The sequence below is a fragment of the Dysgonomonas mossii genome, from assembly GCF_004569505.1.
GTDB lineage: Bacteria > Bacteroidota > Bacteroidia > Bacteroidales > Dysgonomonadaceae > Dysgonomonas.
In genome coordinates, this window is record NZ_SPPK01000007.1 from 48449 (window position 1) to 72766 (window position 24318).

Here is a 24318-nt window from a genome sequence, read left to right on the forward strand (position 1 = left end):
ATTTCTTGCTCTTCAATTAACCTTCAGGAGGTGTTACAGGTTTCACTTCTCTTGTGAATGATGTTTTACGAACTCCTGCGGCTGTCACAGGTGCTATAATTGTAGCACGTACCAACATCAGGTCGGTTGCTTCTTCTCCCGGAGCTTGAGACAGTCGAGCGAAAATAGATGCTTTCGGAATTACATATTCGGTATATTTACCTTCATAATCCGCTGTCTGCATCTTTATACTCTTAGTAATATTAGGAGCATCAATCGGAGCTTCCCATTTATCTCCTGTAACAGTACCTCCCATAAAATCCTTTTGCTCCTGAGCTGTTGGTGAAGGAATGGCAAACTCTACACTTGAGATGTCTGTTACCCGGTTAACCAAAGCCCATGGTTCTCTTTGGCCCATTGCTTTGAATTGTACTTGAGAACCGTCTGCGAAATTGAATACGACAGAGCCCTCGTGAATTGTCGGATATTGGGTATATGCTGCAGCAGGAACTCCATCACCGGGAGTACCGGCACCAACATATTTCATATCCACTGCTAAACTTCTTGATTCAGGCATAATTTTATTAATTTAATTGAGTTATTACTTCTATTCGAATATTTGTACAATCGAAGCCTGCTTTGTATTCACCCATAGGTTCCGACCATACGATCTTTGATTTCCAGTACATACCTTTCGGTACAATTATATTCTCTTTTATAGCTTTCTCGATGGCACGTTTTGACGTTTCTATAAGAGGACGATTCGGAAGGCCATCGTCATATTTTCGGATGAATATATTAACATTCACAACAGGAGCTTTATTGACACACTCCTTTGATTCGACACCAGTTGTTTCGACCACAAAGTGATTATCCTTTTCTCCGGTTACGGAGTTACCTTCATAACCCACAAGGCCAGTGTTGGCACTTTCTGCCGCTGCGAAGATATATCTACAATATCAAATCCGTCTGCCATAATTAAGCTGCTAAGCGGTTAAACAATAATCGACTGTGTTTCTTGATAAAGTCGTCGGCTTTATCTGCTGCACGAGAAAGAACATCTTTATTCTCCATTACTTCTACAAACACAGCATACTTCATTCCGGCGACACCGATAAGAACATATCCTTTAGGAAAAGATCGTATAAGATCCATCGCCAGCTGTTCCCCTTGGCGCTTTCCTGTTTGCTTGTCCGTTCCTTCTTTCTCTGATAATTGAAAGTTTTTTCCGACTATTCTACCATCCTTTACAATCACATATCCGATCGAAGAACGAAGATTCCCGGTATGATCTATATAATTACCTTCTAACCGTGCAATCTTCACAAACTCCTCACCGGTACGTTCCAATAAATTCATTATTACAAACTCGGCCCTTTGCGCCAGTTTATCAAATAACTTCTTGATATCGCTTTTCTTCCAAAGTGGAGTGAGTTCGCTACCTCGTACCATGTCAGATATAGATTACAGAGTGAGTTTGGAATTGCTCCCATTTTTCAATCTTCTCATCAAGACCAATGCTATTTATTTGAATCCGCGTTACATCGTCAATCTTTTTATGGGTAGTTGAGAACTCTCCCTTTACATGGAATTCTTTTCCCTGATTGTTGATCTTCACTTGATTTCCGCTGTTACTTGGGTAGTATTGACCTTTGATCGGAATTTCAAAGGGAGTTCCGCTAACACGCTTACCGTGCTCTAACTTTACATCCTTTTCACCGGATACAATCGCTATGTGTGAATGTCGCTTCATATTACCAAAAAATAACTTTAGGTTTATCGCCTAATTTATCGTCTAATCCGTATTCAGAACAACGCATAGAATACCATGATTTAATTTTCTTTTCCACATCGCCCCAGTCCATGGATAATTTATTTTCCGTAAAGGATGTGGGACATAACAGCAAATCAGGTATAAACTTTACAATAGCAATGATTACAGGTGTGCGATTATCCTTAGTGATATTCTCGTCAACGCCAAAGCCACTTTCGAGAGAGATATCCAGAATATCAGCCCCCGACAACTCAATGCCGAAGGTCTGAAATTTCTGTTCTATATACTCTTGGATCGTCATTGCTAGATTCCTAAAGCGGTTTTCAAAGCAACTGTCTTTTCTTCATCCAAAGCAGCTATATTGGCAATCAGATTTTCATCTTTTATGTTCCATGCTACTTTTTCACCAATCGCTTTCAATGCTGTGATAACGGATTTCTTCTCGACATCCTTTCCGAAGACATTAATCTGGGTAGTATCATCATCATCTACTTTCTCCTCGAGAACTTCAACCAACCCGCGAGCGGTTAAATCTTCAATACGTGCTTCATCTTTAATTTCGAGAACCATACCGACTGAGTATAATTCTTTGGTGAAGATGTCACGAAAAATTCTTATTACTTTTACTTTCATAATTAGCCCTCCTCAATTCCATTCATTACTGACAAATCAATATTTACCATCCGGTGCGGATTCGCTATTTGTGGAATCCATTCGGCTGTATATTCAAGATAACGACCTTTGTCGTCTCTTCCCTGAGAGATTAACATTTCACCTTCCGATCGACTGTACGTGCGGCCCGGTATCGGATCGACAGCTTCATAGGGTGTATGGTAGCGCATGTGCCCGATTTTGTCCTGCTTCAACAAGGTAATGCGGTCGTCAGCGTATACCTGCTGATTGATACCCTGCTGGTCTTCTACATAATCCTCTTTGATCTCGATAGCAGGCAATCCAATACCGGTGAATACTTGCGAAGCCAAATCGGAAGAGATAAGGTTTGCACTGGCCATCATTTCACGTTGTCCTAAGATCATCTTGAATTTATCGCCTATTTCTGGACTGCCGACAATATTCTTGGCAAACGTAGCCCGTGTCATGATCATCTTCGTGAATACACCATATTGCGCCTTCAGCTGATTGAGCTGATTTTGCAAATAAGAAATAAACTTATCGGCAACAGCTACTTCAGGAGTGATAAACTTGAACGGAAGATCAATATCCAATAAGTCTGCCGCATCGGTATCCTTACGATCGTCCTTGTTCTTAACGGTAGCCTTACCTGTCATGATAAGTGAGCCTACAACTAAGTCCATACGCTTGTGAGCAGCCAGAAGTATCTGGCGGAAATCATCATAGATGAAATCTACAATTTCTTTCAAGGCTGCATTCTGATCCCCAGGCTTAGCCACGTTATACTTATCGATCAAGTCCTGCAATTCGGATAAACGGTCAATCGATATCTGGTAACGGTCACCTAAATAGGCAATCTCTCCATATCCAGATCCCATGTTGCGACGTTCACGAACCGGCTTTTCGCCAAAGCGTGAATTGATAGAACCCGCCATTACACCGGTGACAGTACCGATATAGTCTTTGAAGACACGGGTAGTCGTTTTCTTGAAGTCGAGATACTGTTGCCAGTATATCACATCCATGCGTGTTTGTTGCACGCGGTTAATAATCGCCGAAACGATGCTCGGGTCATTAAATAGAGTTTCAATAGTTAACATCATATTCCTTGTCCTCCTTATTCGTTAAATTGAAAATCATTACCCAGCTTCTCTTTATCCTTTGCGGAGAAAGGAACAACAAGCTTATCCGGCTCAATTTCCCGTGCTGCCGACAAAAGGGCTATCAGGTTAATACCGTCTTCGACTTTACGGCTCTCATAGAGCGCAGAGTTAGCCACATTCTTAGGTGTTGTACCAGCGACAGCTGTCGCTTCGAAAAGGACATCGCCAACCGCAAGATTAGCGCCAAAATCAGTGATCGTTAGCAAGTCATAACCTGCGTTAGATTTATTGATTGCCGATACTGTAGCACCTTTGGTTCCGTTACCGATGTGCATACCTGCATACGCGTAAGAGCCTTTCTTTATCTTAAGGCTTGTAGCACCCGAAATGTAAGCTTCTGTCACTTTCACGTTGCGAACGACATAGCACTTCTTGTTTTTCAGATTGGCAGCAATCGGAATGAACGAAGGCAGATTGTCTCCGACAGTCAAATTTGTCGTGTCGAGCTTATATGGCCCTCGACGACGAATCCCGGTACTCACGTCATACCGTTCTTCGATAGACGGCTCGGGGGATAAGTTATACTTAAATCCTGCTGGCATAATTTACTTTTTAGATTGTTCAACAATTTCTTTGGTTTGGGCATTGATTGCGGCTGCAATCGATTCACCCTCTTTTTTGATCTCTACTTCTGGGCTTTCAGGAGCTTTCGCATCTTTAAACCCAAGGTTAGATAGATCCTGTTTTGCGTCCTTGAAATATTCGTCTAAGTCCGTGTCTTCAGGAACATTCATCCTTTTTACAAGAGATTCGGGAATACCATACTCCTTCGCTTTTGCACCAATCGCTGCTGTCCGCTGTTCCAATGTGCTTTTGTTCTCTATTAAAGCAATCTTCTCTGTAAGAGTTTTGTTTTGCTCAATCAAAGCTTTTGCCCACGCTGGTGTATCGTCCGGCTTTGGTGGTTCTGGCTGTGGAGTAGGCTCCGGAGTTTCGATGATTTTCCCTTCTTTCAGGTTATGCTTTTTTTCGTAGTTTGTCACTGCTTTAAATGAAGCATCCCCTGCACGGAAATCACCGTAACTTGTTAACACGTCCTGAAAACTAACTCCCTCCACAATGGTAGGTATTTGGTTTTCGTCCGTTTGACCTTCTGCCTTTTTAGTGGCTATCCGATCGAGTATCTGAGCATCCACCCCCTGGAATTTGGTTTGGAGTGCGTCAAAGATTTTCTTTTTCATATACACTTAATTTTAAAATGAAGTTTTCTCTTAAAATATAAGTGTGTAAGAGTTTTTCATATCTTTGATTAAAAAGATAAACTATATGGATCAGACTGTACTTAGCGGGTTGTTTGCTCTCGGTGGGGCTATAATTGGGGGACTTGTTACAATTGGTGCTACTGTAATTTCAAATAAAAAACAGGTTAAACTTGAGTTGAAAAAGCAGAGGATAGAGTTTTTGAATAGTAAAAAAAACGCTATGGAGAAATATGCAACAGAACTTCCTTCTTTTACGTTAAGTATGGATAATCCAGATAAGATGATAAAGCTATATCATTTATTTTATCAGATCGAACATTATCTAAACGATGAGCCAGATTTTGAAAAGATTAAAGATTCCTTTGATAAAGTTTTATTTAAGATAACAGATAGTAACCTCATAGACGAAAAAGATAGGCTTCAACTAACATTTGTGGGAACTAGTATCCAGGCGTTATTAAGAAATAAATTATGTATAATAATGAAAGCATTAGAAAAAGAAATGTCAATCTAATCTATTAGTAAATATTTCTTATTCTCCTTAACAAACCACTTATTTTTATTACCTTCTTTTTCATTTACAAAGTCGATAGCAGATTGAGGAACAGTTTTAATTATCTTGTCTTCGGGAACTACTCCTGTTAGTAGATAGTCAATGTATTCTTCACCTTCTAGCATTTCCGGTACAGATTGGCAAATACAGAAAGGATGCCAAGATGTAAACTTAAAACCTTTCGGATAGACTCCCGCCATAGAGTCGCATATAATACAAGGTCCATGATTAGATTTGGAACGAAAAACTCTTATCCCAACCACAAAGCCTTGACTCTGCCAGCGATGAAAGTCAGCTTCATGATAAGCATTGTTTGTCCGAGTAACAGCAACACGTAAAGCATTCATGTAACTGCTTCTGTATTGTCCCTGCCCGGGGTGATAGTCTTTCATCGGTTTCGATAAGATAAGCTTCCCTTCGTCATTCCTTACACGCCTGAACCGTTTATCGGGATTTTTTAGTAGTTGGCGAATATCTTGAAAGATAGAAGCAGCCGGACGCCCTGTTGATATACCCGAAGAAAGATAATATAATATTCGAGGTTCTCTTTTACTCCTTCAACAGATTTCCATATGATATCAGATAACGTTAAGCCGTCAATCTTTCTTTGCTAAAAAGCATTTAAAGCGTCCATATTGCGGGCAAACATTCCTTTCTCCAATTGTTCGTACCGGCTCTTACCGATAATCTCAGGCAAAGCAAGGTCTTTAATATAGGCTTTTAGCAGATCATCATTCTTTAAATTAGATCCCTCCCATGCTTCGGTAGTGTTACTATCGATATTGATTAACAGGTTATCGTGTAGTTCTGTAAGCAGATTGTCAATTTGCTTTTCTAAGGTTGTATTACGTACCCAAACATTATCCGTGTTCTTTTCCGTCCATTTAGTCAATATCAAGCCTGATCGACGAGTGAAATCATCGAAAATACGCTTTACCTGTCCTTGTTGGTTAAGTAGATGTAAGACGTGCTGTTTGTCGTGGAAAGAGAGAGAGGACATATAGATATATTTATTATTTTTGCGTTAGCTCTTCTTACAATAGGGTTACGCAATATTGCGGTAAAATGGTAAATTCCAAGACAATGAATATTGATTATAATACAATTATATATCAGTACATTGCTAGTTTATTATCATATTATACCATATTTTTTATCAAAAATTATCAACCCAAATTGGCAATGTTGTGGAAAAAGCTTAGTTGGTAAGCATTCTTTATAGAATAGCGGGTTCGAATCCCGCTTTTTTAATTCTCCCTCTTCTATTTTTATCATTTTACAACCAAACCATTTTTCTAAATGCTCTTTTAATCCTTTCATATAAGAGAAAAATCCGTTCTTATACCTCCAAAGGAATATCCACCTATTTTCGTCTAAATAGCCGATGATTATTGACTTTGTTTTCAGACGATCCATAGTTGCTTTTACTATCTCTTCGTCTGTTAACTCTGATATCGGAAGCGTCCTTATTTCTCGGATATTTCTCATCTTAAAATCCTCCCATTGTCATACCAACTTTACTATCACGTTCGGCAGCCCTTTGTTTATCTTCTTCAATCTCTTTGAGCTCTTCGTCTACACGATCTGCATTGCCAGCAAAGAGAATACCCTCCTTGCGTGACCAGATACCACCATCTACAGCCGTAACAGCAGTTTGTACCTTGTCGTCGATGTTATCGATCATATACGGAACAATATTCACTTCCACATCGATAGTCTGTGCAGGAGCTGCAAGCCTAGAGTTCTGAGTACCAAGAGCAGATATAAGGAAGTTTAGCCGACGTTGCATAAATAGCCCTATTTCTTCGGCATGATTCTCAACGGCCATGTGTGCACCCATAAAGACATAGCGAAAAGCACTACCCGATAGAGCATTACCTGTCCCTTTCAGGTTCTCGAATGATATCTGAGGCGTGTTTGTCATGGAGTAAGCACGACTAAACAATGTTTCAAGTTCTAACTTGATAGGATCTGCTGCTTGCTGCCATGTGAGATAAGCAGCATCGGCTTTCTCGCCAGTAAGATTAACAACCCTGTTGCGGGTAGTCCCGGAGAAGCCTGTTACCTCTCCGAACAGCTTCAAGATCGGGAAGAAGTGATAATCGATACAGTCACCGAATGCAGAAAGAAGCTTTTCGATACGGATACGGATAGGTCTTATGACATCACAATAAGCATTCTTTCGATAGGTATATATAACTGGAAGTTTGGGGAAGCCATGACTTACAACTTTGTCTTGGTTGTTATCTCCAATGATACATGTACGGATAGAGTCGTTTGTCAATGTCATGAAAACGGTTGTTTCCGTTGCGTCCAGATTTGTCTTTTTATATTCGCGGGAGAATGCAACCATGTCAACGGTATCATCAAAGAAAGGATATAGTGTGTCACCACGGAATGGAGACCAAAGAGTCGATTTCAGACGGTATTAAGGTACTGCTTTACCGAATATCGAAGCGATTTTCCTTTTTAAAATAGCCTAAAAACCATCGTCTTTGACTGCGTACCAGTATTCGGCAACCTCTTACTCTGATAGCCAGGAACGCACAATCTTTTTATTCTGGTATTTGAGTTTATTCTTTCTTATGACCTGTTTCAGTGCAGACAGTAAAGACTTCTCTCCTTCGTCGTCCGTATCGCAGTCGATGGATGGTTCTGTACCTACCGTAAAAGCCGTTTGAATATTAACGATATCCTGTTCGAGTGGTAAAGCAATACGATTCGGATCTTTGTATTCCACCTTATCGTCGGTACGTGTCATTTGTCCTGTGGTATCGCTTTTGACCTCTTTCCCTTTTTCGATAACCACTCGAATTTTCGGATATTTCTTATTATCCGTAATAATCTCATGTTTGTTCGGGTTCCAGTCGTTATAAAGTCTCACAACATCAGGAATCTCGGTTCGTCTGCCTTTCTTGAGGTATTCAATACGTTGTGCCTTATCCGTTAGAGCTAATATTTCCTCGATTGTCATAGGATTTTCTCTTAAAATATAAGAGAGTAAGCTGTTTTTTCATCTATATTTGATTATACTATTACAATTTGCCGATTTATGGATAAGCACAAGAAAAAAAGTTGCCGGAACAGACAAGAAAAGCGTCCTATATATAGGATTATTAGTTATGTATTTATCACTTTACTAGTTTTGGCATTAATAATTAAAGCAGGATATGAAAGTTCTATAAATCATTTATTGCAAAAACAAGGAATCTGTATAAAAGCTGTTGTATATGAAAGGAAGAGTGTCGGAGGTAAAGGAGATGTTTTATCCAAGTATCAATTTAAGTGGAAAAATATTACCTATTATGGAGAATCGGAACATGACACAAAAACAAAAGGAGAATCATGGTTCTATGATAATTTTATTACAGGTGATACAATTACTATTGTATTTCTAGAGAATGATCCAGATATTAATAGAAGTAACTCTCAAATAAAAAAGGATTGTGAATGTGTTAATTAATAAAGCAAAAGACAGCCATTACAGCTGTCTTTCTTATTCATCTCGGGGCATTATCAGCTTGTATTTCGCAGAAATAAGAGTTTTCAGTTTGCAACCCGAACACTCTTACTTTCATGCCCCTTTCTCAAATTGGTTTTATTTCTTTATCCTCCTTATAATTGATATCTGGTGTGTTGCTATATTTTTCTACAAGGACAGTCACTTCATTACGTAAGAGATCAAATTCTTTCTTTAGTTCGGTATTCTCTTTTTGTAATTTTCTTATCTTTTCGAAGATATAGTCTCCTTCATCAATGTTTGAAAGTATGAATTGATTACTGGGGTTATGCAATTGAAGAATAATGTCTGAAAGAAGCCTCTGCTAGTCGTTATTCTGACGAACTAAGTCGGTTATAAATTTGATTGCTTTAAACATAGCTTTCTTCTAATATATAATCCGAAATAAAAAATCCGAACAGGATTGCTCGGATTGAAAGCATACATCGATAAATAATAACTACCTACCAAAGATGCCCTTTATTAATGTAATATATCTTACATTTATATCATTACATATTTGAAACTCTTCTGTTTCTGGGTCAAATTGAATTAATGTATCATTAATTATAAAACTAAATAATTTATCAGTAGATAAATTTCTTGGTTCGTCAATAGATGGTATATAAACATGCGCAGAAATAATTATTTCACCAGAGATTTTATAGCCCTCAGGGTTTAGTAATTCATGAAGTTTAAATTCATTTAATTTATATTCAACGTATTGATTATATTTTTTAACCTCATATAAATCATCTTTATTTATTTTTATAACCTCATAATTTTCTTTGATCTCATTATAAATAGCATTAGCAACTTTATCAACATATTCGTTTTTCATGTTTTTTAATTTAGACGTTATAACAATTTAAATTCTCACATCTAAAATACTATATTTTATGAAATTCAGCTATGCCTACCAACTAAATATTCCCGACACATCTTGTATTCCATCTGTTTTCCCAAGTACTTCTTCCAACACCCAATAGCGAGAAGCGTCAATCCCGTGATTCCATGCGTCGATAGGTTCATTGATAAAGTTCTCATCTTTGTCTTTATCCCATGTGTAGTTGCGGACCTCTTCCAGTAGGTTGTACGATCGTTTCATTACTTTGATATTTAATTCAAGCATTTTATCAATACCGGCCTTGATCGATCCGTCGTTATCTCTTTTACCTTTATTGACCGGCTTTATTCTTATACCGGCATTACGGATCTCGTCTACAAAACGAGGGTCGGCACTTTCGCTAATAACCCGCCCTTTATCCGTATGCCTTTTCAGCTCCTTGATAATTTCGCCTGTTGACATATGAGTTTTATAGCAAAGTTCATCCAAATACAAATCTTCGTCATATAGTGCACAATCGATAATTGCTGTTGGGTCATGCGTAAAACCAAAGTCCATGTCAAGACCTCTTTTTGTCACCCATTCGGGAATCTCCGGAACAATCTCATAAGAAGTAAAAATAACCCCTTCAGCAATCTCAGAGAATCGACCTATAACAATATGAGCATATTTTAAATTATTGAATTTATGCTTATCAAATGATCCGTCGGATTTAGTAGCTTGCTCTATTGATTTACGCTTGATCTCTTCAACTTCTCGCATGAACACATCGTTTAGGTTCGGGAGATTATCGAGATGGGTTGTGTGGATATGTAACATATTTGGATGTGTACTTAACTGAACATCTACACCGTCGATATTAACGACCTTGTGCGTATCTTTTATGTATCGCTGATAAATGAAATGATTGACGTCAGGTGGATTCATCACAATAATGGCACGCAGTTGAATTCCTTGTTTACGGATAGACAATATCAGTTTGTCGAAGTCTTTTTCGTCTGTCCACTCTTCTGCCTCATCACATACGAATGTAGTAATACCCTGTATGAATTTAAGCTTTGCGGTTTGCTTTCCTGAGCTTGTTTTGATACCACGAAAAAGAATCTCACTTCCGAAATATTTATTGACAATTTCGTTCTTGGTTACCCGAAAATGCTCCTCTGTATTATCCAGCTCGATCTTTTCGTTGAACTCAGGAATAACTGATATCTCAGCCGAAGACATGGTATAACGGCAAAATAACATCTTATGACCTTCTTCGAAGGAAAGCCTTTCTAAGAATGTAGATACGTTAAATGACTTTGCGCTACCACATCCGCCTGTTACAAGTATTATAAACTTATCTTCATTCTCATACAATGGTTTATAAGCTGGTTGTACTTGTATCATTCTTCTTTATCCTGATTACCGAATTTCTTTAACCATTCCTGGATAGGAACAGAGCCTTGCACTTTAACCGTTTTTGCTTCATCCCATCCGAGCATACGACTAAGCCGATCAATAGCTGCTATCTTATCTAAGAATCTCACTTCGATACAGCCCTTTACTTTCTTGATAGAGGATATACAGCCGACAACTTCATCTGGGAGATCAGCGAGGTTCTTAACTCTCACTGACATTCCTTTTGCAGATAATACATCGGTTACACGAAAACGGACGATATTAGTCAGTTCTTGTACGACTTCATCCTTGGTGATATCTGAACGTTTTTGAAGGGCTGATTGAAGTTGTTTTACCCTTACCGTAATCTTACCGTCTTTGAGAAGTTCGGAGGCTCTCACATTCACCGTCTCATCTTTCATATTACAACATGAGTAAGCGCGGCGATAGGCTTCGGATGCATTGCCTGTCTCAATGTAATAATTGCAGAAGTTCTCTTGTTTGATGGTGAGTTTAGCCATGTCGTTTTACCCTAAAAAATAAAGAGGAGCTACTTTTTTAAGTAACTCCTCTTACATCTTTATTTATAATCTAATAACTACAGATAAAATCTTTCTACCAATACTCCTCCAATTGAAAAACACACTAAAGATGCAATAAAAAACACTAATACAGAAAAATGTACTCCTTGTTCTAAGACAGCATCTTTTGGATTTTGAGGATTGTAATATACATCAATCGTATCTCCTATCTTATATTTATCAACAAGTTTTTTAGTACTCCAATAAAAGGAACTCAAAAGATAGTCTCCATAATATTTTCTTTTTGAACTATAAACTTTATCAGCAACTGTATATGAATATTTAACCTGAACTCTATATGAAGCTGAATTGCTGTCATTAAATTTATCCAAATAAGCATTAGATATCTGTCCTTTTGTTCTACTCCATTTTATACTATCCTTTGATTTCTTATAAAAATAGATGGACAATAGAAGTAATACAATACCAGAAAAAATAAATAATAAACATACTAGTAGAGTTTCCATATTCTGCTATTTAACATTTAAACTTCAATTACCCCTCCATCTTGGATATTGCATCAGCCATATCAATACAGTTTTACAATTCATTTACGACGGCTTTTAGTTCGATGAATTTTCGTTTGTCGACAGCTGTAGCTAAGCCTTTGTTTGTTTCTCAATATCCGCCAATTCTTCTTTCTTTCGGGCAAGCCTATTTTCTAAAACCTTTTTGTATATCATAAGTGGTGTTTCTTTCATGACGGCAGATGTTTTAAATCTTGCGGCAAAGTTAAACGAATATTTATGATAAATATAAGCCTAGAGTATCATTTCAGATGTCTAGGCTTAATTCATATTATTAACAGTGGATGTTACTAATTAAAAGACTCTTTCGTAAATACCAACAAAGCATCCCGAGCAGGTATTTAATATCGAATTTCGTTGTTTGATATATTTAATTATACTCCTATCTTGTTTTACCTTTTCATCATTCTTATCGCTATATTTCTTTTTGTATAAATAAGACAGAGCATCAACACCGTATGTTTGTAATTCAGGGTTATACGACCGAAGCCAATATCGAAATTGGTTTATATTCTTTAGATTATCAAAGCTTAATCCGTTATATTGGGGAATTTCATAAATAACAGGAGCTTCTCCACAGATATAACCGTAATATTCGTCCTTAAGAAGATCATTTCTCAAATCATTGACGGTTGTTTTTGTTTGATAAAAAGAATCGTGTTTTCGAATATACTTATTTACTTCAATTTTGTTAAAATAGATAGAAGTCTTATAATTGGGTATCTCGCCTATAATTGCGATCACAGAATCATTCTTCGTCAATAGATGAATATCAGACATTTTATATTTAGACAAACCTATATTACCTTTATGAAAACTTGAAACTAGACCCAAAATTGATTCTTTTAAACCAAAATCAAGGTCTCTCGTAATTCTCACATTATAATACTCGTATAAGTCATTCGGAAAATTAGGTATAGAATCTATAAACTGCTGATCATTCATAAAGGAGAAATCAAAAGATAGCTTACCTTCAATTTTTACTTGTGAATGTATTAGCTGTGATACAAATAATATAGTAAATACAAAATATAGTCTCATCGTAAAAGAATTATTTGCTTCTTCAAATATAACTATTCGATTTTAAAATTTTTCATCTTATAACTTAGGGTCAAACTTCAATTCTGACATGCCTTTTATGGTAAAATATAAAAGACAGAATGAGGTCACAGTTTTATATCCAATTCTTTTCCTGTTAATGCGAAATATAGATTTTGGAGTTGATGAAGATATTTTACTTCAATTTGCCATCTATCCAGTCATAAAATAGTCTATCATCTTTCCATATTGTTAAACCAAATGAAAAATTAAACCATCCATCTTTTAGGTTATATATGTCTGCGCCGAACTTTTTTGCTCAAACTCACACTTCAATAGTATATCGTCTATTAGGGGTATGTATAGCTGTCAAATCTTCATCTAAATTGAAATCATAATCTAGCCCATCCTTTAAACACTCGACAAACACAGATTCATGATCTCCAACTTTAGAGGATATTGAAATCACTTTAACAATACCCAATTCTTTGTGATGTATATAATTCCCTATCCTTAGCACATTTGCATGTATCATAACCATTTAATTATTATATAAATATAAGAAAAATAGCTCAAAACAACTATCTATTATTCAATTTGTTTTTGATTCAAGAATATAGTAAGGTTCTTTCAGATAGAGGATATCACCTACATTGTAGCGAGGTTTAAGAGTTACCTTCAGATTGTCTATTGCGCCAATCTTATGATAAACTCTAAATAATCCTTGTACAAAAGGCTTGATCGATTCATTTTCCAACGGTTGTTCTGTGATAATTCTTCTTGTCTGAATCTTTATCTTTTTGACCGTTTTACCATGCAACGGTTCTATAAAACAAATCCCTTTCATAATCAACAAGGTATATTGTCCAATATCATCTTTCTTCTTAGGCTTGAGTTTCATTTAGGGAACTTATTCCTTTACCTCTGTTTTCGAAGCAGAAGTCTTTTCGACTTTGATATCATCCTCATCGTAATAGTGTACCGCACAACCGAAAACCTCTTCATCGGATATGACAGCACAACCGTCACTTTGCATTTTTTTTGCTCTATCGGTTATATAGCTGCAGCAGTCTTTGATGTTCTTGTTTTCCTTTGCATACGTTACGGCAAAAAGAGAATCTTCTTGGGCTCGCTTGTCTAAATATGCTTTTATTGTATCTTGAAATGAATTATTCGCACTCATAAGTCTAATTTTAATTGTTGATATTCTTCTTTTGCAGCACCATAACAAGCCCTACCGATCCATACCTGTAGATGGTGTTAAAATAGGATTGTAAGTACAGGGTAAACCTTGGTAATTACACCAGGCTTCTTTTTCGTTCAAATGAATGCATCCGATACATTCAGAAGTATCAGACCAACGCTTCGCCATTGGTTTGTTAAATGACATTATCTTATTCCAGCGTGTTTTACGCTCTATTTCTGTATAATCTTCGGGATTTTCACCTAAGATTTGTACAAAAGAATTATACAAACATATTTCTTCGAAAGGAATTGGATATTTTTCCCTCAATTCGCTTATTTCCTGATCTGTCATGACTTCTTATCAAATTCGTTCATAATCTTCCATAACTTCTTGTAGAACTTCTTGTAGAACTTCTCGCTTGGTTTCTTACCTTCGATTGATTCACCAAGGGCGACAAAGAACTCGCCGTTATGTTCCATATTATTAAAGTCAACTGCAAACTTTGCGATTGCTCTTGCCTGAGTAGTATCGAGTTCATCCAATCCGGATAAATCACGTTGATTCGATTCCAGTATTTCGAGAGCTTTTTCAAGTCCTTACTTGGCTCCGGAATTCTCTTCTTTTTTGATATTGTCAAGCTTGAGAATGAGTTTTATCTTTCTCATTATGAGAGTCGCCCGGCTTGGATCGAAGAAAGACATTTGCAGATCTGAGGAGGGAATAGCAGAAATCAACTCGGTAAGGAGGTGACCTTTGAATCCTATTGCCATTGCTGTTCCTGTATATCCACAAGCAACGGTTTCATCAGCAGCTGTAGAAAAGTCGATATCTTGAGCTGATAGTTTGATCAGATCTTTCGATAGTTCGAGTTTAACTAAACTACTGGCTTGATTAGCAAAGACAGAAACCCGCTTTATTGCTCCCTTAAGATCAGCTGTACCAATTGATAAAATCTTATCATTGACTTGAGGTATAACAGAACGGTAATTCGGATATTTACCTTCAAGTAAGGTTGCAACGATACTCTCCGATCCGTATTCGAAACGGGCTGAATTGCTACCGATAAATATGTTTATCAATTCATCGGACGGTTTTATTAAACTTTTTAAAATCGTTGTAATTTTAAGAGGGATAACGAAGCTTATTTCCTCTGTCATTGATTCGTCCCAAAGTTCTAACAAAGCAAGCTTATGACCGTCAGAAGCTACAAAGCTGATTTGTCCTTCTACAATATCCAGATAGACAGAGGTCATTATCGAACGAAGATCATCAGTAGATGCACAGAAGATCGTTTTTTCAATACCATTTAGTAAGACCTTAGAAGGTATTGTAATTTTAGTTGCATTGGTAATATCTTTCTCCTTTGGAAACTCTTGAGGTGATAGCCCGGCGAGTTCAAACTTACCACCTTTGTACTTGACAGTGACAGCTAACTTTTCATCAATGGAAATCGTGATAGGCTGTTCCGGTAATGTCTTTAGGGCCTCAATCAATAACTTTGGTTCAACACAGATGGAAACATCGTTGTCGATTAATATTCCTTCGATTGATGATATACATTCTTCTGTGTTCGTGGTATCATCAGAGCTTAGTAAAAGAATTGAAAGTTTGAATTAGTCGCCTAAAATAATAAATATCAGATTTGATGATTTAATAAAAAGTGCATTTAAGAATATTGCTACGGATATTTATAACACAGGTTGTACCAATTGATATTAGAAGGTAATTTTGTCATATGTATTATTATATAGTAAAAAGGAAGCCTAATCAGCCTCCTTTTGTGTATATAGGTTGTGCACGAATACATGTTGTGCAAATGTTGTGCTAGACAAAAATAAAAAGAGCTGTAAAATAATAATTTACAGCTCTTTATTCAATACTAAAAGTGACCACGGCAGGATTCAAACCTGCAACCTTCTGATCCGTAGTCAGATGCTCTATTCAGTTGAGCTACGTAGCCGTTTTCCTTAAATGCGATGCAAAGGTAAAATAGTTTTGTTTATTATGCAAATATATTCTAAAGTATTTTCTCCTCAAAAGTGATTATTGAAGCCAAAATCAAGCTATAATATTGTTTTAAAGATGCTTATAAACACAAAATAAAATACATAAAATGCTTCGCTCAGCATCTACGATAAGTACATCTTAATATGCACTCTCAAACTGATCAAGAAAACGTTGATCATTCTCGGAGAACATACGAAGATCCTTAACTCTATATTTAAGATTTGTAATACGCTCCACTCCCATTCCGAGAGCATATCCCGTATATATTTTACTATCTATACCACAGTTTTCCAAGACATTCGGGTCTACCATACCACAGCCTAATATCTCTACCCAACCGGTGTGCTTACAGAATGGGCAGCCTTTTCCACCACAGATATTACATGAAATATCCATCTCAGCACTAGGCTCTGTGAAAGGGAAATATGAAGGACGTAAACGTATCTTGGTATCTGCACCAAACAACTCTTTCGCAACGAATAACAAAGCTTGTTTTAGATCAGCAAAAGACACATTCTTATCTATATACAATGCCTCAACCTGATGAAAGAAACAGTGTGCACGATACGAAATAGCTTCGTTACGATACACCCGACCGGGACAAATAATGCGTATCGGTGGTTGCTGCTTCTCCATCACTCGGGTCTGGACAGAAGAAGTATGTGTACGCAATACAATTTCAGGGCTTCGTGCAATAAAGAACGTATCCTGCATATCACGAGCCGGATGATCTTCCGCAAAGTTAAGAGAAGAGAAAACATGCCAGTCATCCTCTATCTCAGGACCTTCGGCTATAGAAAAACCTAAACGGCGGAAAATATCACAAATTTCTTTTCTTACAATTGATAGCGGATGGCGAGCACCAAGCTCGATGGGTGCAGCAGTACGAGTAAGGTCGATTGCCTCATCCACAGTCTGAGAATTTTCTAAAGATTCTTTCAACTGATTTATTCGTTCCTGAGCCTTTTCTTTTAGTTCATTCAGTTTTATACCTACCTCCCGTTTCTGTTCTGCAGCCACAGTGCGAAAATCGTTCATCAAAGCCGATACTTCACCTTTCTTACTAAGATACTTAATACGTAAAACCTCTATCTCATCTGCTTTAGAAGCTTTCAGTCCCTCAATTTCTGCCAACAGCTTATTTATTCTATCAATCATAAACTTCAATAATGAATTATACTTTTATAAGTTTTTCACTTTGGAATACAAAAATACACTTTTCTTTTTATTATCAATCATTTTAACACAGAAGCCACCCCAACTTTTCATCATCTTTACAAAACTAGAGTTTCACAATCTCACGTATCTGTTAAATCCAAAAAGGTTACAATTTCTCGCAAAATCAGAGAAAATACAAACAACACTATATCAAATATATAAACATCAAAAAGTAACAAAAGTAACAGCTATCCGTAATATTATAAATTGTCACTTTAATTTATTTATAAACAATAACAAATATCTTAATACTAGATAATTTAGCCTGTAAAAAATAAAACAAATAGGAAATCTTGAATATTAAACTATATTTGTCATAATTAAACTACAGATCACAAAAATGAAGCTTATATACACTTTTATAATATCCACTCTTTTATTTGTCACACATAATCTACATGCTCAGTCTGACATAGAGCGTATACAAAAACATCTGACTGCTATTACCAAAACAGAAGGATTTCGCAACTTTGAGGATACAGTAACACTCAACAAGGTTGCAAACTATATATTCACAGAATTTAGCCAATATGCAGATACAACATATTATCAAACGTATACTGTAAACAATGTTAATTATAAGAATGTTATTTGTCGGTTTGGTACAAAACAACAAAAAGCGTTGGTAGTAATCGGTGCTCACTACGATGTTTGCGGAGAACAAGAAGGTGCTGACGATAATGCATCTGGCGTAACTGCTATACTGGAACTGGCTCGGTTATTTAGTCGATCAAACTTAATACGCCCCATAGAACTAGTTGCATATACCCTCGAAGAACCACCCTTCTTTGGTACTCAATCTATGGGTAGCTATACCCATGCCAATGAACTGAAAAAATCCAATACTCCCGTTTATGGGATGGTGGCCGTAGAAATGATCGGATTCTTCAATGACGCTGAAGATTCACAAAGTTATCCTTTTGCTCCTATGAAGCTTTTTTATGGCAATAAGGGTGACTTTATACTCTTAACGAAGAAAATAGGACATGGGCAATTTGTAAAAGATTTCTCCAAACAATTTTACAATGCAAAAACGATTAAAACTAAAAGTCTGACAAGTCCCGGAATGATAAAAGGGGTCGATTTTTCAGATCATCGCAATTATTGGGCACTCGGTTTTGATGCTATGATGATTACCAATAGTGCATTCTATCGCAATCACAATTATCATAAATCGGGAGACAAAATGGATCGTTTGGATTTTAAACGAATGGCAGGAGTTATTGACGCCATTTACTATGCGATTATCAACATTGACAAATCTACATCTGTGAAAAAGAAAAAATAGTGGAAAATTTACCAGTGCATACATAGGAGACGAATATAAAGATATCTAGAGACATCGATTATAAGTCGTTCTGCGGACTCTTAATGATCTCTAAAAGGGAAGTACCAGTAAAAAAAAACAATCTGATATGATAAAATTTTGTAATTTGATATATTTCAATCTTTATAAACTAGGGTTATTAATAAATGAAATATCGGTCTATCCGATAAATAATTTCTTATTTAAAAACAATAAAAAAGGAGAAGAAGTCATTAATGCAGTAAAAGAGGTCTCAGAAAATAAAAAGAATGGAATAAAGATAACTCTTGCTGGTATGCATTTTTATGCTCTAGTATATCTATTTATATTGGGTTCCACAAATTCTGTTTTAATTTGTTTACAAGAAGTTAATATTGCAATAAATATAAACGATGATAATTTACTCTTGCTGTTAGGTGTTCCTTCATATATTTTTGCTTATTTTCTTATAGACTACAAAGATAGATACTTAGATTATTTTAAATATTTTGAAAAGTTTACAACTAAAAAGAAACGGATATGGGCATTTATAAGTCTTCTAACAGTTATCTTTTTATGGTTTTGGGGATTTGGGAGCTTGATACTCAGATTAATTTTGAATAATAATTAAATAACCCATCATCCCTTCGAATTTGCAATCCAATGATTAAAATTCATACAAACTAGTCATGTCGATGTTGTTATTAATTGTATTGACTATCCCAATAGAAAGAATTAGGATTCAACAATTGCCGTAAATATACTATAGTACGATTTCTGAAAGCCTAATTTTCTTTAATCAAAAGAATACCACTAAGAATAGTACTTATCGGATCAGCTTTTTTTACCACCATCAGGTGATCCCCTCCCTCTACGGGAAATGCATTGCGTATATGTTCATAAGAAAAAATCTGATCTTCGGTTCCGTGTATATGATAGAGATGTTTACATTTATTTTCGGGCATCCAACCTACAATTTGCTCAATAGCCCACTTAATATAAACAGGATCAACAAAGGTCATTACCTCAGCCAGCTCCGATGTTGGCACATTATAAACAAAACGGTTAAAGAGATCCGTTATAAGCTCTGTTGAAGCATACACGCGCATCGGAATGCGGTCCGCCACATTTGTTCTTTTAGCTGCACGAAATAACATTGGGATCTCTTCGTCTCTTTTAAAAGACGAAATAAGTACGGTTTTTATTGGAGATAAGAAATAACTCATCACCTGAACAATAACGCCACCAAAAGAATATCCTATCAGTATATATGGTCTGGAAGTATCAATCTCTTTTGCCATAACAGAAGCATATTCCTGCAACGACTGTCCGGGAATGGGAACGTGCCATTCAATATATTTCTTCTTATACCCCTCCGGTAATACTATTTTATCAAATACACTACAATTATAGCACATCCCTGAAATAAAGTAGACATTAATATCCTTTTCCCAAAGCTTTTTTACACGCTTCAAAACTTCGAAAATTCTATATATACCTACCCTTTTCTTCTTGTCCATAATTTATATTAGCGAATGGGTATATAAAGATAACATTTTATTAACTAAAGATATAATATGCACCTCTAGCTTTTCCTGAAACTTTATCTACCTTTTTATAAGACCTATTTTAAATCTTATTTCTATGCCCATCCCCCATCTATACCTATTACATGGTATATAAATACCATGTAATAGGTATTTACTACTTCGATCAAGAGGCATAATTTTACATAAATTTATTTATTATGTTTTAAAATATGTAATAATTTATATTTTACAGAAACAATCAACAAAACAAGACATTTCAAAATATATCATTTCAAGCTAACAAATCGATATAAAAAATCATTATGAAACAAAATTTAAAAAAAATATTCCATTTTTATTCTTTTTATAAAAATTTAGTTTACATTTGCTCTCAGAAATAAGTTTACTCTCAAAACTTACCTCTAAATAAAAGTAGTGTTCTATAATGAAAATAAAGATAAAGGAAATCAAAGCTAACATAGCTTCAGATTACAGACATACAACTGTAATACCTTCAATTAGCTTTATCATGCCAAAAATATTTATATACAAAAACTATATAAATATGACACAAGAAGACAATCTAAATCAAAGGAATCACAAAAGGGCTCTTCACCCTTTATTTAAAGTGATTCCCCTTCAAAGTTGTATTCTTTAAGTTTATAAGCGACTCTAATAGCTCGCCAACTAGTACCAATAAGTATACGAACGGAAAAAAACAGTGAAAAAGGAAGCTCCGATCGATACTACTCAATAGGTGTATTGTGTTAATATTAATAAATTTATGTGTACAAGTATGAAGAAAAAGTTGTTATTGATTTTATCCTGCTTACTGTTAAGCATAGGGTATATTGCCGCACAAACAACAAAGATTACAGGAACCGTTATTGATACGAATGGTGAGCCTGTAATAAGTGCTTCTGTTGTTGTGAAAGGAACTACAGTCGGAACAGTAACCGATCTGGATGGAACATTTTCAATAAATGTTCCGGATGGTAAAAACACGCTGGTATTCAATCTGGTTGGAATGAAAAGTATTGAAACTAAAGCTACTCAAAATATGCGGGTAGTGATGGAAAACGACGACAAGCTTTTAGATGAAGTCGTTGTAACAGCAATGGGAATTCAGCGCGATCAGAAAATATTAGGGTACGCTGCGACTCAAGTGAAATCGGATGAAATATCAGCTGCAAAATCCGGATCTGTAATGGGCGGATTAAATGGAAAAATAGCCGGAGTAAATATTTCCGCTTCAGGACCGGCAGGTACATCTCAAAAAGTATTAATTCGTGGTATCTCTTCATTTAACAGCAACAATCCTTTGTACATTGTAGACGGTGTGCCGATCACAAATGAACGTTCAGGAACAGACTATGTAGACTTTGGCAATAGTGCCAATGACATAAACGCTGAAGACGTAGAATCGGTTACTGTATTGAAAGGAGCCTCTGCTACTGCCCTATATGGATCTCGCGCAGGGAATGGAGTTATTATGATCACAACAAAGAGAGCCAAAAGCGAAAAACTAACAGTAACATACGATGGAGCATTTACGGCTTCAAATGTTCTTCGTGTAATGCAAACTCAGGATCTTTACGGACAAGGCTGGGGAGCTTGGGATAGAGCCGAAAACGGTTCATGGGGACCACGCCTTGATGGTAGTATCCACGAGTGGGGTTCAGATCAGTTAGCAGAACCAATGACGAAACCTTTTTCCTATGTAAAAAATAATATCCGCAATTTTTACAAGACAGGTCACGAATTGAATAATGTTGTATCTCTTCGTTATGGTACAGAGAATCTTGGTCTTTATGTTTCTTATGGAAATGTAACCAGCAATGGAACATTACCGAATAATGCAGACACATATTCTCGCAACACATTCTCTTTGCGTGGTAATGCTAAATGGGACAAACTAGCCATAGATGTATCTGTTAACTATGCACGTAAAGATATCCGTCGTACAGAACAAATGGAGATCGAACTTTTACAAAATCCTGTCGACATTGATATCGCTTCAATGAAAAATTACAACGACGAGCGTTATAATCTTGATAACTATTACACTTTTTATGCAACAAATCCTTATTGGATGGTTGACAACAATTATTTCCTATATCAAGACAATCATACATATGGCAAAGTTGAAGCCTCTTATCAGTTGTTGGGGGGCCTAAAAGCTACAGCACGTCTGGGTGGCGATTTCCTTAACTATAGCAGAGAAAATATAAATGCTAAAAATTCATTTATACCTGGATCATATAGCGATTTAGGAGGTGCTACTGCCCAGAACGGTTATTATTCGAACAATAGATACAATAGAGATCAGCTTGATGCCACAGCATTCTTATCTGCAGATTATAAAGTATCAGACTTTGCTCTTAGTGGTACAGCCGGATGGAACTTAAATCAACGGACATACTCATACACAGGAGGATATGTAAACGGATTAGGTGTTCCTGATTGGTACAGTCTTGAAAACTCAGGTTCAGCAGCTGTCTCTCAGCAATATTCTGAAAAAAGAAGACTTATCGGTTTATTCGCTCAAGCTGAATTAGGATACAAAAGTTTTGCATACCTAAACCTTTCAGCTCGTGCTGACAATTCATCAACTCTACCTAAAAATGAAAACACTTATTTTTATGGAGGAGGTAATATTTCATTTATTCTTACAGAATTGTTTCCTACATTAAAAGATAGCAAAATTGACTTTTTGAAATTAAGAGCAGCTTTGGGACAAACAGGTAACGACGCTGGAGTATATCGTACCTCATCATGGTTCGAACCATACAATAGCTATTACACATATCTTCCTATTCATGGAGTATTAGGCTTAACTGAATACAATAGATTGCCGAGTCAATCATTAAAGCCTGAAATTACAACTGAATACGAATTTGGTGTTCAAGGAAATTTCTTTGACAACCGTGTTCGCCTGGATTTTGCCTATTACAACAAACGCTCAAAGGATCAGATAATAAATGCTACATTAGCTCCAGAAACCGGATATACATCCGAAACTCGCAATGTTGGAGAATTGGAAAATAAAGGTATAGAACTAGCTACTGGATTCACACCTATAAAATCAAAAGACTGGCAATGGGATGTAAATGCAACATTTACAAAAAATACAGGAAAAGTTATTGAACTTTGGGATGGATTGCAAGAATACAATATCTACAGCTGGCGTGGAGTTGAATATAGAATGAAAGTAGGAGAAAAAATTGGAACATTCCAAGTTCCATCAGTAGACCGTGTAACAGATAAAACTAGCCCTTACTATGGTTATATGATTGTAAACACAAACGGATTCCCTACTCAATCGACTACAGAAAAAGAAGTAATAGGATCATCACAGCCTGATTTCATTTTAGGATTGAACACTTCTATTAAATTTAAGGATTTTAGACTTACAGTCGTTGGTGACTGGCATAAAGGAGGATGGATGGCCTCAAACACATCTTACATCACTCACTTTAACGGAAACTCAACACAAACAGTGTATAATGAGCGTAACTCATTTATTTATCCAAACTCTGTAAAAATAGTAGGCGGTCAATATGTGGAAAATAATATTCCTGTTATGGCTAATCAGATGAATTATACACTAGGTAACTATTCTTATAATCCTCTAGTACGCAATGAGATGGTAATACCAAAAGATTTCTTCAAAATCAGAGAAGTAACACTTTCTTACGATCTTCCAAAGAAAGCATTAAAATCTACTCCGTTAAGCAAAGTTACTTTAAGCTTTATAGGACGCAACCTCTTCTTATTTACACCAAAGAAGAATAATTATGTAGATCCTGAAGTAGCCAATATGGGCAACGACTTGACTTCTGAATTTGGTGAAATATCTAGTGGTACTTCTTATCGCAGTTTTGGTGGAGCTATCAAAGTAGAGTTTTAATAATCTA

The 24318-nt window shown here is 36.2% G+C and carries 30 protein-coding genes, 1 tRNA gene and 1 pseudogene; 5 read left to right on the plus strand and 27 right to left on the minus strand.

What is annotated here, in order from left to right; genetic code table 11:
• Nucleotides 1–16: 16 nt before the first annotated feature.
• The 9 genes from E4T88_RS16105 to E4T88_RS16145 all read right to left on the minus strand — a co-directional run bounded on the left by E4T88_RS16105 (nucleotide 17) and on the right by E4T88_RS16145 (nucleotide 4736).
• A complete protein-coding gene (locus E4T88_RS16105) occupies nucleotides 17–556 on the minus strand; it encodes a hypothetical protein (protein WP_135107238.1) in 540 nt (179 codons plus the stop codon).
• Nucleotides 557–563: 7 nt separating this feature from the next.
• Nucleotides 564–890, minus strand: coding sequence for a hypothetical protein (locus E4T88_RS16110; RefSeq protein WP_167755473.1), 327 nt, complete (start codon nucleotides 888–890; stop codon nucleotides 564–566).
• Between the two features lie 67 nt (nucleotides 891–957).
• A complete protein-coding gene (locus E4T88_RS16115; protein WP_135107242.1) occupies nucleotides 958–1431 on the minus strand; it encodes a hypothetical protein in 474 nt (157 codons plus the stop codon).
• Between the two features lies 1 nt (nucleotide 1432).
• On the minus strand, nucleotides 1433–1732 hold the full coding sequence (locus E4T88_RS16120) for a hypothetical protein (RefSeq protein WP_135107244.1): 300 nt from the start codon (nucleotides 1730–1732) through the stop codon (nucleotides 1433–1435).
• Nucleotide 1733: 1 nt separating this feature from the next.
• A complete protein-coding gene (locus tag E4T88_RS16125) occupies nucleotides 1734–2054 on the minus strand; it encodes a DUF6706 family protein (RefSeq protein WP_135107246.1) in 321 nt (106 codons plus the stop codon).
• Nucleotides 2055–2056: 2 nt separating this feature from the next.
• A complete protein-coding gene (locus E4T88_RS16130) occupies nucleotides 2057–2323 on the minus strand; it encodes a hypothetical protein (RefSeq protein WP_135107248.1) in 267 nt (88 codons plus the stop codon).
• Between the two features lie 65 nt (nucleotides 2324–2388).
• Entirely contained in the window at nucleotides 2389–3489 is a 1101-nt protein-coding gene (locus E4T88_RS16135; RefSeq protein WP_135107250.1) for a hypothetical protein, read from the minus strand.
• 14 nt (nucleotides 3490–3503) lie between these two features.
• Nucleotides 3504–4091, minus strand: coding sequence for a head fiber protein (locus tag E4T88_RS16140; protein WP_135107252.1), 588 nt, complete (start codon nucleotides 4089–4091; stop codon nucleotides 3504–3506).
• A gap of 3 nt (nucleotides 4092–4094) precedes the next feature.
• Nucleotides 4095–4736 carry a hypothetical protein gene (locus tag E4T88_RS16145; RefSeq protein WP_135107254.1) on the minus strand — a complete coding sequence of 214 codons (642 nt, stop codon included), beginning with the start codon at nucleotides 4734–4736 and terminating at the stop codon, nucleotides 4095–4097.
• 79 nt (nucleotides 4737–4815) lie between these two features.
• Between E4T88_RS16145 and E4T88_RS16150 the strand changes: the two genes are divergently transcribed.
• Nucleotides 4816–5265: a hypothetical protein gene (locus E4T88_RS16150; RefSeq protein WP_135107256.1), complete on the plus strand. Its 450-nt coding sequence runs from the start codon at nucleotides 4816–4818 to the stop codon at nucleotides 5263–5265.
• Here E4T88_RS16150 and E4T88_RS16155 read toward each other — a convergent pair.
• The 4 genes and pseudogenes from E4T88_RS16155 to E4T88_RS16170 all read right to left on the minus strand — a co-directional run bounded on the left by E4T88_RS16155 (nucleotide 5262) and on the right by E4T88_RS16170 (nucleotide 8278).
• A complete protein-coding gene (locus E4T88_RS16155) occupies nucleotides 5262–5696 on the minus strand; it encodes a hypothetical protein (protein WP_135107258.1) in 435 nt (144 codons plus the stop codon). The two genes, E4T88_RS16150 and E4T88_RS16155, sit on opposite strands and share 4 nt — an antisense overlap.
• A 218-nt stretch (nucleotides 5697–5914) precedes the next feature.
• Nucleotides 5915–6304 (minus strand): hypothetical protein, encoded by a 390-nt coding sequence (locus E4T88_RS16160; RefSeq protein ID WP_135107260.1) that lies wholly within the window; start codon nucleotides 6302–6304, stop codon nucleotides 5915–5917.
• 134 nt (nucleotides 6305–6438) lie between these two features.
• A complete protein-coding gene (locus E4T88_RS16165) occupies nucleotides 6439–6792 on the minus strand; it encodes a hypothetical protein (protein WP_135107262.1) in 354 nt (117 codons plus the stop codon).
• Between the two features lies 1 nt (nucleotide 6793).
• Nucleotides 6794–8278, minus strand: a pseudogene (locus tag E4T88_RS16170) (phage portal protein).
• Between the two features lie 78 nt (nucleotides 8279–8356).
• Between E4T88_RS16170 and E4T88_RS16175 the strand changes: the two are divergent.
• The gene (locus E4T88_RS16175) at nucleotides 8357–8767 is read left to right on the plus strand and encodes a hypothetical protein (protein ID WP_135107263.1); all 411 of its coding nucleotides are present in this window, start codon (nucleotides 8357–8359) and stop codon (nucleotides 8765–8767) included.
• A 496-nt stretch (nucleotides 8768–9263) separates the two neighbouring features.
• Here the strand turns inward: E4T88_RS16175 and E4T88_RS16180 are convergent, their stop codons facing one another.
• The 13 genes from E4T88_RS16180 to pheS form a co-directional block, all read right to left on the minus strand.
• The gene (locus E4T88_RS16180; RefSeq protein ID WP_135107265.1) at nucleotides 9264–9644 is read right to left on the minus strand and encodes a hypothetical protein; all 381 of its coding nucleotides are present in this window, start codon (nucleotides 9642–9644) and stop codon (nucleotides 9264–9266) included.
• Nucleotides 9645–9719: 75 nt separating this feature from the next.
• On the minus strand, nucleotides 9720–11039 hold the full coding sequence (locus tag E4T88_RS16185) for a PBSX family phage terminase large subunit (protein ID WP_135107267.1): 1320 nt from the start codon (nucleotides 11037–11039) through the stop codon (nucleotides 9720–9722).
• A complete protein-coding gene (locus tag E4T88_RS16190; protein WP_135107269.1) occupies nucleotides 11036–11551 on the minus strand; it encodes a terminase small subunit in 516 nt (171 codons plus the stop codon). Before E4T88_RS16190 ends, E4T88_RS16185 begins: the two co-directional genes overlap by 4 nt.
• 77 nt (nucleotides 11552–11628) lie before the next feature.
• Nucleotides 11629–12078, minus strand: a complete 450-nt coding sequence (locus E4T88_RS16195) for a DUF3592 domain-containing protein (protein WP_135107271.1) — start codon at nucleotides 12076–12078, stop codon at nucleotides 11629–11631.
• 354 nt (nucleotides 12079–12432) lie between these two features.
• Nucleotides 12433–13179: a hypothetical protein gene (locus E4T88_RS16200; RefSeq protein WP_135107273.1), complete on the minus strand. Its 747-nt coding sequence runs from the start codon at nucleotides 13177–13179 to the stop codon at nucleotides 12433–12435.
• A gap of 322 nt (nucleotides 13180–13501) precedes the next feature.
• A complete protein-coding gene (locus E4T88_RS16205) occupies nucleotides 13502–13711 on the minus strand; it encodes a hypothetical protein (protein ID WP_135107275.1) in 210 nt (69 codons plus the stop codon).
• A 57-nt stretch (nucleotides 13712–13768) separates the two neighbouring features.
• Nucleotides 13769–14077, minus strand: a complete 309-nt coding sequence (locus tag E4T88_RS16210; RefSeq protein WP_135107277.1) for a hypothetical protein — start codon at nucleotides 14075–14077, stop codon at nucleotides 13769–13771.
• Between the two features lie 9 nt (nucleotides 14078–14086).
• The gene (locus E4T88_RS16215) at nucleotides 14087–14359 is read right to left on the minus strand and encodes a PcfK-like family protein (protein WP_135107279.1); all 273 of its coding nucleotides are present in this window, start codon (nucleotides 14357–14359) and stop codon (nucleotides 14087–14089) included.
• A 51-nt stretch (nucleotides 14360–14410) separates the two neighbouring features.
• Nucleotides 14411–14713, minus strand: a complete 303-nt coding sequence (locus E4T88_RS16220) for a hypothetical protein (RefSeq protein WP_135107281.1) — start codon at nucleotides 14711–14713, stop codon at nucleotides 14411–14413.
• Nucleotides 14710–14841 carry a hypothetical protein gene (locus tag E4T88_RS18320; protein ID WP_260393721.1) on the minus strand — a complete coding sequence of 44 codons (132 nt, stop codon included), beginning with the start codon at nucleotides 14839–14841 and terminating at the stop codon, nucleotides 14710–14712. The genes E4T88_RS16220 and E4T88_RS18320 overlap by 4 nt, the downstream gene beginning before the upstream one ends.
• Before the next feature lie 117 nt (nucleotides 14842–14958).
• Complete coding sequence (gene dnaN, locus E4T88_RS16225) at nucleotides 14959–15963, minus strand: DNA polymerase III subunit beta (RefSeq protein ID WP_135107284.1); 1005 nt, start codon at nucleotides 15961–15963, stop codon at nucleotides 14959–14961.
• A gap of 285 nt (nucleotides 15964–16248) precedes the next feature.
• Nucleotides 16249–16322 (minus strand) — tRNA-Arg (locus tag E4T88_RS16230).
• Between the two features lie 185 nt (nucleotides 16323–16507).
• Nucleotides 16508–17527, minus strand: coding sequence for a phenylalanine--tRNA ligase subunit alpha (pheS, locus tag E4T88_RS16235; RefSeq protein ID WP_135107286.1), 1020 nt, complete (start codon nucleotides 17525–17527; stop codon nucleotides 16508–16510).
• Between the two features lie 400 nt (nucleotides 17528–17927).
• Here pheS and E4T88_RS16240 point away from each other — a divergent pair, with 400 nt between their 5' ends.
• Nucleotides 17928–18875 (plus strand): M28 family peptidase, encoded by a 948-nt coding sequence (locus E4T88_RS16240; RefSeq protein WP_135107288.1) that lies wholly within the window; start codon nucleotides 17928–17930, stop codon nucleotides 18873–18875.
• A 127-nt stretch (nucleotides 18876–19002) separates the two neighbouring features.
• The gene (locus tag E4T88_RS16245; protein ID WP_135107290.1) at nucleotides 19003–19503 is read left to right on the plus strand and encodes a hypothetical protein; all 501 of its coding nucleotides are present in this window, start codon (nucleotides 19003–19005) and stop codon (nucleotides 19501–19503) included.
• A gap of 154 nt (nucleotides 19504–19657) precedes the next feature.
• On the opposite strand, the gene E4T88_RS16250 is transcribed toward E4T88_RS16245, so the two are convergent.
• A complete protein-coding gene (locus tag E4T88_RS16250; RefSeq protein WP_135107292.1) occupies nucleotides 19658–20392 on the minus strand; it encodes an alpha/beta hydrolase in 735 nt (244 codons plus the stop codon).
• A gap of 805 nt (nucleotides 20393–21197) precedes the next feature.
• Here E4T88_RS16250 and E4T88_RS16255 point away from each other — a divergent pair.
• Nucleotides 21198–24311, plus strand: coding sequence for a SusC/RagA family TonB-linked outer membrane protein (locus E4T88_RS16255; protein ID WP_135107294.1), 3114 nt, complete (start codon nucleotides 21198–21200; stop codon nucleotides 24309–24311).
• Nucleotides 24312–24318: the final 7 nt, after the last annotated feature.